Source organism: Spiroplasma taiwanense CT-1 (assembly GCF_000439435.1).
GTDB classification, from domain to species: Bacteria; Bacillota_I; Bacilli_A; order Mycoplasmatales; family Mycoplasmataceae; genus Spiroplasma_A; species Spiroplasma_A taiwanense.
The window spans coordinates 333,373-345,832 of record NC_021846.1 but is presented as its reverse complement, the minus strand read 5'-3'; the positions used below and the strand labels follow the sequence as shown (position 1 = coordinate 345,832).

The following is a 12,460-nucleotide window of genomic DNA, read 5'->3' as shown; positions in this document are numbered from 1 at the left end:
CAAAGTTCTTTTTTTAATAAAAATCTTAATTCAAAAAGAAAATTAAAGTAATTTTTATAAAAAATTTTTTGCGATAAATCTGATAATTAACAAATTTCTAAAAATATTTTTCTTAAAATAGGTTTATATTTTTTTTATCAAATATTTTCCAAACAATTTATATAAATTTTTAAGTCTTGAATTAGATTTTTAATTTCTTTTCTATTAATAAATTTTTTCAAAATTTTTTTTGTTTCTATAAAACTTGAGTTTAAAAAACCCTTAGAAAAATTTTCACTATAATTAAAATATTTAATTTTAAAAATATGATTTTGACTTTTAAATCATTTTTTTTCGAAAAAGCCACTTGTAAAAACTCATCATTTTTCATTTTTATGTGATTCATTTATAAAATAATTTTTTTCAGTAATTTGTTTAACTGTTTTCTTATTCTTTTTAGAAAAAAATACTTTTAATATTGTAAATAATATGCTTATTAAAATAAATACAAAAAATGTAATTAATAAAATTATTTTTTCTCATTCACCCAAATTTTTTTACCCTTTTTATTTACTAACTAAATTTTACTTTTTAAAAGATTGTGAACTTGCACTTTTTGTATTATTTGATGACTTTAAGGCAATGTTTTTCTTACCTAATTTTTTTTCTAATTTTAATCTCTTTTTTAAAATTTTCTTATGTTTTTTTCCATTTAAACTTAATCAAACAGTTATATTAGACATTTTATATTTTTTTCTCATTTTTTTTCAAAAATTAAAATATTTACTTTTAGGATCAATGTATTCTTCAATTAAAAAAGTATTATTTAAAACCTTAAATTCTGTTAATTCCTCGGTATCAAAATTTACTAGTTTTTTTGAAGTTTTTAGTTCATTAACTATATTAATATTTGAATCTTTTCTTTCTTTTAATGTTTCCTCTCTAGTTTTACCATATAGTTCTTTTCATAATTTTTCTTTTTCTTCTTGTTCTTTTAAATAATTTCTTCCTTGACTATTTGATTCTTTAAAGGATGAAGCCAATAATTTTTGCTCGTATTTTGATTTAACAGGTTTTATAATAATTTCTGGTTTTTTTTGTTTTTCAAGCTTAATTATATTTTCAGAATTTACTTTTTTTACAAGTTTTTTTTGTTTTGCTAATTTAGCACTTTCCTGTTTTTCCTTTAAAAGTTTTTCCCTGATTGCATTCTGCTCCAATATCTCTTTATTTTTTTGTTCTTCTGCTTGCTTATTTTTTTCTTCTTGTTCTTTTTTTATTCTAATCTCTTCTGCTTCTCTTTGTTGAGCCTCTTTTAAAAGAAAATCAATTTTACTATTTTTATTATTATCTATAATAGTTGGTTTTGATTTTGTAATTTTTTTAGGTTCTACAGAAGATGATTTTAAGGAAGTTGCTGATATATTTTTCAGATTAACTTGTTTATTTTTGACTTTTGTATTATTTTTTTTCACAGTAGGAATCGTAGTATTATTTACTTTTGAAGGTGCATCACTTGTTTTTTTATTTTGTTCACTAATTTTGTTAGCTATCTCATATCTTTTAAAAATAGGAGTAACTTCAATTTTTTTAATTTCATTATTTTTAATTGGAAGTGGTGCAACAAATTTTTTTATATTTGTTGAAATTAAATAATCTTGAATCTTTTTAATATTTTGTTGTTTTTCTGTAAATTCTATTTTTTTTCTCTCCTGAATAATTTGTAAGCGTGGATCCTGTCAATAGGAAGAAGATTCTCTAATAAAATTTTCCTCTTCTTGTTTTAGAAGAAATTCAATATATTTAATTAATTCTTCTCTAACTGCTTTTTCATATGATTCATATTCTTGAGCAAATAAAATAATTGTTTTTGGGGTTAATCTTTTTTCAATTAAACCTCTAATTCGTTGTTTTGTTTTATTTGAAATTAAAGTAAAATCCATATCAGACTTTTTTTCAATTTTTTTTGCCATATTTCATTCTCCTACTTCTCATCCATAAAAATATATTTTTTCCTTAATTTTTAAAAAAGTGGGCAAGTTGATATTAATTTTCTTGCCCACTTTATGCTATTTGATATTTTTAATAAACTTTCTGCTAATCTTCTCAATTTTATCTGCTCTTTTTTGTTCTTCAATTGATTTTAAAATATTTGCTTTTTCTTCTAATGATTTAAATTCATTAATATCTTTAGCAATTTTTAAAGATTCATCAAATAGTTGATCATCATGCACTCTTGTAAAATAGGCTTTCATTTTTAATTCAGTTCGCTTAATCATTTCCTGTTCATGTTTAATTTGTGAATCAATTAGAGCTATTTCAGATCTATATTTTGCGTCTCTCTCCATACGTCTTTCACGTTCTAAACGTAAAACTGTAGCAACTCGTTTTTCCTCAGTTCTTTTTAATTGACGTTCTTTCATTAACTCAATTAATTTTTGACGCTCTTGCAATCTTCGCATTCTTTCTGCTTTTTCAATTGATTTTAAATTTAAATCTTCGCGTCTTTTAATTCTTCTAAGTTCACGGTTTTCTGCAAGTCTTCTTGCTCGTGCAAGAATATAACTGTTTGCACGCTCAATCTTCATCATATTAATTCTATGACGTCTTTCATTTCTTAATTCTCTTAAAAATTCAATTTTTTGAGACATTTCATCTAATGAGTTACCTTCTCTTTTATTAGATAACATTAAATCTTGCATTGATGGTCTTTTTGATGCTTCATAATTCATTGGGTAGTAACCAATTGGGTGAATTTCATGGAATGGCTTACTTCCAACTTTTCCATTCTGAACACTATAAGCAGGTTTTCCCATTAAATCAGTTTTTTCTGAATTTATATTTATTTCAAAACCCTCTTTTGATAAAATATTTCTTTTTTCAGGATTAATTTCCTCATCTTTTTTTGTATATTCAAAATTTAGACTTCCATTTTTTGTAATTTCCTTTGCAGGTAATCCTTCAGTTCCAATATATTCTTGAAAAAAATCAGTACCTAACTCTAAAAAAGCATAATTTTCTTCTTCAAGTTGTTCTTCATTAATTTCAATGTTATTAGTTCTGTTAAATTCATCTCTTTTCATTTTTTCATTTACAATATATTCTTTAGAATAACTATTTAGTTCTTTATTCTCATTATTTGTAATTTGTTCTTCATTTGAACTAACAATTTTTCCATCGCTTACAAATTCTAAAAGACCTGGATCTCTTACTGGTTCTGAAGTCATTAATTCTGTTTCTTCATCAATTTCTAAATTTGAAACCAATTGATCAATATTATTAATTTCTTCTTGAGATAAATTAATATCTTTATTTCCATTAGAAACTGCATAATTATTACTTAGAATACTTTCTGGTTCACCAAATTCTTTATTATCAGAAGAACTTAAAATATTTTCAATTTCAAAAATATTTTGTCCTGTTTTTGGCATTGCAGTAAAATTAAATTGATCAGTTTTTATATTTTGTTGATAACCAGCCTTTGTTAAAATTTGCTCTTTAGTAGTTCTATTAACAGAAATTCCATTTGGAGATAATCTCGACATCAAATCTTTTCTTTTTTGATCTGGAGACATAGAAATTGGCTTTACATCTAGTCTATCTTTTCAACCAGCAATTCCTGTTTCAGAAACTCTTTGTACTGAAGAAAAATTTTCTCAAAAATGTTTAAAAATTCTATTAAATTCGCCTTCTCATAATTCAACAAGATTTGGTCTTCTTGGATCATCTTTTGGTAATGACTCAATTCTTTCAAAAGATGAAATAAGTTTTTTATAACTATCATCTGTTTGTAAATTATATTTATTAATTAATGCTAAAGCTTTTGGACTAAATTTCTGAAAAACATATTCTGTACCAGGTTTTGTCAATGTTATAGATTTAGATTTTTCTTTGGAATTATTAACTTTTTTTTGTGCTGCCATACCAAATTTCCTCCTAATTTAAGACAAAATTATTATACACTATTTTAGTCATTATTTAAAGGTTATTATACCAAGTAAAAACTTTAAAATTTAAAATACTTTAAAATTTATTTTTTGAAAAAAAAGCCTTTATTTTATAAAGGCAAAAGCAATATTTTTTGGTTTTAAATTTAAAGTATTTTCAATTGAATTTGAAATTATTTCACTTAATTTAACTTCATCAATTACTAATTTATCTCTTTTTTTAACATAAATTTTAATTGTAATAAATATATGATTTTCTTGATGTAAAGTTATTAAAGGTTCTATCTTTTCAAAACCTTTTATATTGTTAATAACATAAAACTCAATAATTTTATTTAATATTTGTTCTTCAATTTCTAGATTGCCTCTAGAATTTCTTTCCATAGAAATATACATTTTTCTTTCCTCAATTCGTTTAACTAATTTGCTCTACCTGAATATTTACCATCATTTGTATTAATTAAAACTTTTTCTCCCTCTTTTATAAATAATGGAACAGTAATTTCAAAGCCAGTTTGGACTTTAGCTTTTTTTTGTGCGCCACTTGTTGTATCACCTTTTACTGCTGGTTCAGCTTCAATTATTGTTAATTCAATTTTTTCAGGAATTGAAATACCTAAAATTTCTCCATCATATTCTGTCATTTTTACCATAACACCATCAGTTAAAAAATTCAATTCTCATTCTAACTTTGCAGAACTAATTTCAACTTGTTCGTATGTCTCCGTATTCATTAACACACAATTTGTTCCATCATTGTATAAATATTGAATATCTTTTTTTTCAATTAATGCTTTATCTACTTTTTCCCCACCTGTAAAAGTAATTTCTACTCTTGCCCCAGTTCTTAAATTTTTAACTTTAACTGTTACTTTTCCTTGTTGTCTTCCTGTTTTAGAAAAAGAATTCTCCAAAACTACAAAAATATTTCCTTCATAAAGAAATGTACTTCCTGGTCTTAAATCATTTACTGACATAATTATTCTCCTTATTAGTTACTAAATAAATTATAACTAAAATTCTACATTTTTCTAATTTATCTAAATTTTGAGCCAACTTTTACAATTGAATTTTGTCCATTAAAAGTTCCTGCCCTAACCATTTTTTTGCCTTCTCTTTGTAATTCAAGTATTTTTAGAAGTCCATTTTTTGTATATACAACTATGCCTTCATTATCTAAAAAAATTATTTCACCAGGTTCAAAAATTTTATCCAAAGTTGTAATTTTTTCGTCCACACTAATTAATCTTGTTTTTTTGATTTTAATTCTTTCTTTTTCTAAAAAAGAAAATGCAACTGGAGAAGGACTTAATGCTCTTATAAAATTATTAATTTCATATGCAGATTTTGATCAATCAATTTTTTCTTGATCACTTGATAAATTATATGCAAAAGTTACTTTTTCCTCATTTTGACTACTTCCCAAAATTTTTTTTTCAAAAATATTTATTAAATATTTTTCAACAGCTTTTCTTCCAAAAATCGCTAATTTATTAAATAGTGTTCCTGAATCATCTTCATCAAATATTTCAATTTCATCTTGAAAATATATTTCTCCTGCATCCATTTTTTTTATCATTTTCATTAAAGAAATACCTGTTTTCTTCTCTCCATTTATTAATGCAAATTGAATTGGGCTTCCTCCTCTATATTTAGGTAATAAACTTGCATGAACATTAATAGCATTTTTAAATAAATCCAAAATATTTTGTGGTATAAATTGACCATAGGCACATGTTACTAAAAAATCAGGATTTAATTTTTTTAATTCATCTAAAATTGTTAAAATTTTATTAGGTTGAAAAATTTTATAACCTTTTAATAAACAATATTGTTTTATAGGAGAAAAAATTACTTCTCTTTTTCTTCCAATTGCTTTATCTGGTTGAGTTATAACACCCACTATGTTTAAATTAAGTTTTTCCAGACCTTTGAGAATTTCTACAGAAATGTCAGGGGTTCCACAATATATAATTTTATACATCATTTTCCTCCTCCCTTAATAACCTGTCAATTTTCTCTTTAAAATTACAATCATACTGAGTTACTAATTCAATTATTTTTTGTAAAACAACAACCATAGCAAGTGTGTCTCTATCACAATATTTTAACATATCTTCTTTTAAAATTATTTGATACTCTTCTATAGAAATTACTTCATCTAAAAATTGTCTAAAAGTTTGACTAGCCTTATCTCCCTTATTTATTTTTAGATCTTTATAATTTAATCTATTATCTAAAGCTGGTTGTGTTTTTTTTATAGAATATGAACCACGAAAATCAGGATGATATATTAATCAGTTATCTTTTGATTTTTTAAAGAAATTCATTAAATCAATTGTATTTTGATAAATATACTTTAATGGTTTTTCAAATTCTGGATATAAAAATATTAAATTTTTTAAAACCATTTTCTCAAAAGATTTATTATAAGCAACATAAATTCCAGGTCCATACTTAAAACAATCTCTTACAAAATTAACTAGAAATTCAGGTCTTGGGTCTTCTTGTTTGTTTGCAATAAAATTCATATGCTTCATAGTTAAATCAGAATTATTAAAATCAAATTTTTCATCTTCAATTACGTGTATTGAATATTGAAATGGAATTTGTTCATAACTTCATGAATTGTCATACTTTGGAATAGCTCACTTAACTGTTTCAAAATCATACATATAAACTGGAAATTTGTAATAATCTTTTAATAAATTTAATAGTCTATCATAACCTTCTTCTTTTATTAAATTTGCAGGAACATTAATTCCAGTTTCCAAATATTTTTTTACTACTTTAATAATTCTTTTTTGATCAGCTCCAAATATATTTTTATTCATATATATATATTTACTATCATCTAAATCCTGTAAATTTTTAATATAAATTTCTTGTTGTTTTTCAAAAAGATTATTTATAATAGTAGCTTCTTTTTTAAATCTAGTTAATTCATACAAATTAAATTCTTTTTTATCATAATATGGAACAGTTGTTTTACAAAAAGGTGTTTCTTCAATAATTTGAGATGCTTTATATTTTAAATGAAATTTTTTGCAATATCTTTTAAATAGAAATTCATCATCCTTAAATGAATTTGAAATTTCTATTATAATTTCATCAAAATCAAATCCACTTTCCTCAAATTTATTTATTAAGTCTAATAAATTTGGTTTTGTTACTGTATTTTCTAATTGATTTGTAATTTTTATTAATTGGTTATAATTTAAATCGCTTTCCCCTAAATTTGGTAAAACCAATTTTTCAATAAAAAGTTTAATATCATTTTCAAAACTAATATCTTCTTCTATTACTTCAAAGTGATCTCTTTCTGAAATTATTCCTACTCCTCTAAGGTAATTTTTTTCGATTAAACCAATTTTTATATCGTCAATTATATAATTATTTTTTTCCAATACTTTTTTTTGATAAAAAACGTCAAAAAAATGAACAACTTTTGAAGAAGTAGAAGCTTTAAATTCAATAATCTCAATTCTATTATTACCGTGATTTATTAAAACATCACATCTAATTTTTAGTTTGGAGTTCATAAATTCAAAAGTTGGTTCAAATAAATATTTATAATTTAAATCTTTTAATAATTCCTTAGTTTTTTCAATCGACTCTTCATAATTTAAATTACTTAAATCAAAATATTTATAATTAGTTTTGTTTTTTAGGTTTTCTTTATATAATTTCTCAATGAAATACTCTCTTGCTGCAAGACCCACTTCATTCCCATCAACGATAGTTTCTGCTGGTATTCCTATAATTTCAAAACCATTAGTATCATTCAATTGTTTTTTAAGAATTTCTCTCTGAATAATTTGGTTTTCATCTAATTCATTTTCATTTTTATTTAACAAATCAAAATATAATTCAAATACTTCAAAACCAGCAGAACTATTATAATCATCTTCATTATCAGTTGGGGTTTTATAATGTATTTCAATTTTCTTTTGTTTTTTTAGTTGAACTGTTTTTTGAAAATTTTCAAAACTATGAAAAATTCACGCTATTTTTGGACATTCTGTTAAATATCTTTTAAAATCTTCTTTTGTAACAGCTAACATTTCTTTATTCATAAAATAACCTCTATTTATAATATAAGCAAAAAACATATTTTAATAAATATGTTTTAATTATTTATTTCTTCTTGGAATAAATTTTACAGTTGTTGATTTTATTGCTTTATCAATTTCAACAGAAGAATTGATTTCCTTTTTTTGTTCCTTCTTTTCTTCTTTTAAAACTTTTAACTCCTGTTTTACTTGATTTTTGTGATCCAACGCTTTTATTTTTTCTTCTTTTTTCAAAACAATTTTTTCTTGTCTTGTTAATTTAATTTTTTTTTCAGCAATAGCAATTCTTTTTTTTGTTTCATCCAAATTTAATTCATCATTAACTTGTCAAGCAGTAGTATAACTGTTTTTTGCAGTTTTTGTAGTAATACCTTCAACTTCATATGCAGTTGTTGTAATTAATTTATTGGTTTTTGCTTCAAATATTTGAACAACAACATCAAAAACGTCTCTATACTTATATTCAACACCTTTTCTCGCATATACCTTTTCATATTCTAATTTAACATTTTTTATATTTTGTGATTTTGATAAATAATTTTTTATTTCTTCTTTAACAACTTTTTTTCTTTTTTGTTGTTCAACTTTTTGAGCTTTTTTACTTGTAATTGATGAAACAATAACAAAGATTAAAACTATAACAACTACTACTCCAATAACAATCGATGTCATATTGTATCCCTCTTTTTTCTAATTTGATTTTACATTATTTACTAAATTAAAAACAACTATATTTTAACTTGCTCAATTGTTCCCCCACCAATACAAATATTATTTAAATATAAAACTGCTTCTTGCCCTTCAGTAACTGCTCTTACTGGTTCATTATAAATTATTTCAATTTTATCTTTTTCAAGTACTATAACTGAAACATTAATATCTTTTTGACGATATCTAAATTTTGCTTTACAATTAAATTTTTCTGAATTAAAGATTTTTTTATAATCTAGAATAAAATTAAAATTAGAAACAATACATTTTTTGGACTCCAAGTACTTTGTATCACTTAATGGTGAAACATAAATAATTTTTTTATCTACATCTTTTAAAGCAACATAGTAGGGTTCTTTTTGACCACCAAGATTTAAACCCTTTCTTTGACCAATTGTATAATACATAACACCAATATGAGTTCCTATTTTTTTTCCTGTTTTAATATCAATTATATCTCCTGGCTTATTTGGAATATAATTTTGTAGAAATTCTGTAAAATTTCTCTCACCAATAAAACAAATACCAGTAGAATCTTTTTTATCTGCAGTTATTAAATTATATTTTTTTGCAATTTTTCTAATTTCATCTTTTTTAAATTTATGAAGAGGAAAAATTGTTTTTGATAATTGTTTCTGATTTAATTGACAAAGAAAATAGCTTTGATCTTTATTTTCATCAAAACCTTTTAGTAATTCATAATATTTTTGTTCATTATTATAATTAACTCCAGCATAATGACCCATTGCAATAAAATCTGCACCCAATTGGTCAATACAATAATTTAAAAATTTATTAAACTTTATATATTTATTACATAAAATATCAGGGTTTGGTGTTCTTCCTTTTTTATATTCTGTTACAAAATAATCAAATACATAGTCTCAATATTCTTTTATAAAATCTACTCTATGAAGTTTTATTTTTAACTTATTTGCAACATTTTGAGCGTCTAAAAAGTCTTGTTCTTGAGGACAAATACTTGTATTTAGATTATTTCCCAATATATCATTATTTAAATTACTATCTCAATTTCTCATAAAAAGACCTTCTACTTCGTAACCCTGTTCAAGAAGAATTGCAGCAGCAACAGAAGAGTCGACTCCTCCACTTAATCCAACTATTACTTTTTGTTTTTTCATAGTTTCTCCTCTTATTTCTTTTTTTGTTTTTTAATATTTTTTTGTTCTTTTTTAGCTAATTTTTGCATTTTTTTTGTCATCTTTGGTTTTTCAAGTCAACTTTCAAAGTCATCAAAATTTGAAGGATCCACCTGATGATTTTGAATTTTTTTTGCGTCTTGAACAAGATTATTTATTAATTGTGTTGTATTGTTTTTTTGTTCAAAAAAACGTTCTCGCTCCCTAATTTTTTCACTGCTTTCTTCAAGTTTATTTATTGCTCTTTGCAAATCATCTGTCATATTTGCAACTGTGTAATTAAAATCATTAATTACTGGTAAAGATAAATTATGAGAATTATCTAAAAAATTATTTAATTCATTTAAATTCATTTCTTTTTCAATAGGTTTTTTATTAAAATTTATATCAATATTTTTCTTATTTTCTGCTTGATTTTGTTCAGTTTGTTCTTTAAGCCTATTAGGAATAATTTTTTCCATATTTTTACTTTCTAAATTATTTAAAAAAGTTGTTTCAGTTTTAGTTTTTTCTAAAAATTTTTGTTTTTCCTCAGGCATGAATCTACTATTTGTTGATGAAAAGACTTCTTTCTCTTCATTCAAATTTATTTTAGTAGAATTCTCATTTTTTTGCTGTGAACTATTAAACAAAATTCAATTATTTTTGGAAAAAAATTTTAAATTACTAACTTTTGTTTTTTTTGTTAAAAATAAGTTATTTGGGTCAATAAAAGGGTACTGCTTAGGTTCAAATGAAGTTTTTAAACTGCTATTGGTATTACTATTGCTATCATTGCTATCATTGCTATCATTGCTATCATTGCTATCATTGCTATCATTGCTATCATTGCTATTAATTATAAATTCAGAATTTTGTTCAACTAAATTATAGTTTTTAAAATTATCTTTAAAATTTAAATCCACATTTAATTTTTCCAATAATTTTTCTTTTTCAATTTGCTCATTTTTATAACTTTGTCTTCGCAAAATTAAAATTTCTTCACGAATACTTGAAGGTTTTTTATTTTTAAATCCATCCAAAATATTTAAAGAGTCAAATTTTGAGTTTTCAATATCACTTTTTTTAAAACTGAAATCTGAGCTAAATTCTGGTCTAAAAAAATGGGAGTTTGCATTTTGGACAAGACTAATTTTTGATAAGCTTTTTTTTTCAATTTTTATTGTTTTATCAAAGTCAGTTGAAATTGAATTTACATCATCTTCAAATCAAAATTTTGTTTTATCTGAATTTTTACTATTTTCATCTTCAGATGAAAATGCTTTTTTGATTTTAATTATTTTTATTTTATCTGCCATAACTACACCCCTTTAAATTATACATTTATTAAAAGAATTAATAAATACTAAGTTTATTTTAAGGTTGTAATTTATTTAAAAAAACCCATAAAAATATGGGCTTTCTAATTTCAATAATAAATCTAAATTATTCTTTAAGATTATTATTAACTTTAAAATTACTATCTTTTTGAATCAATTCTAATGAAATTTTTTCAGATTTTGATACTTCATTTGGAAGAACTATATTTACTTCTAATAATAAATTTCCTCTATGTGAAGATTTAACTCCTTTATATAAACCATGATTTTTCACAGTAATTAAGTCCCCATTTTTTATACCTTTTGGAATTTTTACATTAATAACTCCATCCAATGTATCAATTGAAATTTCATTTGAGAGTAGAGCATCAATGTAATTTAAATTAAATTTAAATTTTATATCATATTCATTAACTATTTTAAGATTTTTTGAAGCTTTTAAATTTATATTTGCATATAAATGTCCCTTTTCTCCTCCATCCTTAGAATAGTTACCAACATTTCTTAAAACAATTTGTTGACCTGGAATTAGACCTTTTGGTATTGGCATTACTATTGTTTCTTTTTTCAGAGTTGTTCCATCACCACGACAAATTTTACATGGGTTTAAAGTAATTTCTCCAATGCCTTTACATTTTGGACATATTTTCTCAGTTTGAAACTTTGCAATTCCCATATCTTGAATTACAAAAACTTTACCCATACCATGACAAACATCACATTCCATTATATCTGCCTTAGATTTAACACCTATTCCATTACAATCATCACATTTTGAAATTAAATCAAGTTTTACTTCTTTGTCAATTCCAAACAATAATTCTTTAAGTTCTAGAATTACTTCAATTACAATATCTCTACCTCTTGAAGTTCCTCTTCTATTTTCGCGTGATGAAGTTCTTGAACCACCAAAGAAGCTTGAAAAAATATCTGAAAAGAAATCTGAAGCTCCTCCCATATTTGAAAAGAAATCACTAAATTCAGATCCAGAACCTCCAAATCCTCCAAAACCAGCTCCCATGCCATTTAGACCATCATGACCAAATTGATCATAAGTTTGTCTTTTATTTTTATCTAATAAAACTTCGGCTGCTTCTGTTGCTTCTTTAAATTTCTCTTCAGCATCATGTTCTTTTGAAATATCTGGATGATATTTTTTAGCTAATTTACGATAAGCTTTTTTTATTTCATCTTCGGTTGCAGATTTTGCTACTTCCAATATTTCATAATAATCACGCTTTTTAGCCATAATATACCTCTTTATCTATTTG

Annotated in this window: 11 protein-coding genes; all 11 read right to left on the bottom strand. The window is 23.6% G+C overall.

Annotated features, from left to right (window positions below):
• Positions 1–134 precede the first annotated feature (134 nt).
• Positions 135–530: a hypothetical protein gene (locus STAIW_RS01755; RefSeq protein ID WP_020834148.1), complete on the bottom strand. Its 396-nt coding sequence runs from the start codon at positions 528–530 to the stop codon at positions 135–137.
• 33 nt (positions 531–563) lie between these two features.
• Positions 564–1,952: a hypothetical protein gene (locus STAIW_RS01750; RefSeq protein WP_020834147.1), complete on the bottom strand. Its 1,389-nt coding sequence runs from the start codon at positions 1,950–1,952 to the stop codon at positions 564–566.
• A 96-nt stretch (positions 1,953–2,048) separates the two neighbouring features.
• Positions 2,049–3,902, bottom strand: a complete 1,854-nt coding sequence (locus tag STAIW_RS01745) for a hypothetical protein (RefSeq protein WP_020834146.1) — start codon at positions 3,900–3,902, stop codon at positions 2,049–2,051.
• 129 nt (positions 3,903–4,031) lie between these two features.
• Positions 4,032–4,322: an MMB_0454 family protein gene (locus STAIW_RS01740; RefSeq protein WP_020834145.1), complete on the bottom strand. Its 291-nt coding sequence runs from the start codon at positions 4,320–4,322 to the stop codon at positions 4,032–4,034.
• A 23-nt stretch (positions 4,323–4,345) separates the two neighbouring features.
• The gene (efp, locus tag STAIW_RS01735; protein WP_020834144.1) at positions 4,346–4,903 is read right to left on the bottom strand and encodes an elongation factor P; all 558 of its coding nucleotides are present in this window, start codon (positions 4,901–4,903) and stop codon (positions 4,346–4,348) included.
• A gap of 59 nt (positions 4,904–4,962) precedes the next feature.
• On the bottom strand, positions 4,963–5,913 hold the full coding sequence (gene fmt / locus STAIW_RS01730; RefSeq protein ID WP_063623131.1) for a methionyl-tRNA formyltransferase: 951 nt from the start codon (positions 5,911–5,913) through the stop codon (positions 4,963–4,965).
• Complete coding sequence (locus STAIW_RS01725) at positions 5,903–8,002, bottom strand: DUF2779 domain-containing protein (RefSeq protein ID WP_020834142.1); 2,100 nt, start codon at positions 8,000–8,002, stop codon at positions 5,903–5,905. Before STAIW_RS01725 ends, fmt begins: the two co-directional genes overlap by 11 nt.
• 57 nt (positions 8,003–8,059) lie before the next feature.
• On the bottom strand, positions 8,060–8,671 hold the full coding sequence (locus STAIW_RS01720) for a hypothetical protein (RefSeq protein WP_020834141.1): 612 nt from the start codon (positions 8,669–8,671) through the stop codon (positions 8,060–8,062).
• Positions 8,672–8,727: 56 nt separating this feature from the next.
• On the bottom strand, positions 8,728–9,852 hold the full coding sequence (gene mnmA, locus STAIW_RS01715) for a tRNA 2-thiouridine(34) synthase MnmA (protein ID WP_020834140.1): 1,125 nt from the start codon (positions 9,850–9,852) through the stop codon (positions 8,728–8,730).
• A gap of 11 nt (positions 9,853–9,863) precedes the next feature.
• Positions 9,864–11,168 carry a hypothetical protein gene (locus tag STAIW_RS01710; RefSeq protein WP_020834139.1) on the bottom strand — a complete coding sequence of 435 codons (1,305 nt, stop codon included), beginning with the start codon at positions 11,166–11,168 and terminating at the stop codon, positions 9,864–9,866.
• Between the two features lie 127 nt (positions 11,169–11,295).
• Positions 11,296–12,438 (bottom strand): DnaJ C-terminal domain-containing protein, encoded by a 1,143-nt coding sequence (locus STAIW_RS01705; RefSeq protein WP_020834138.1) that lies wholly within the window; start codon positions 12,436–12,438, stop codon positions 11,296–11,298.
• Between the last annotated feature and the right edge of the window lie 22 nt (positions 12,439–12,460).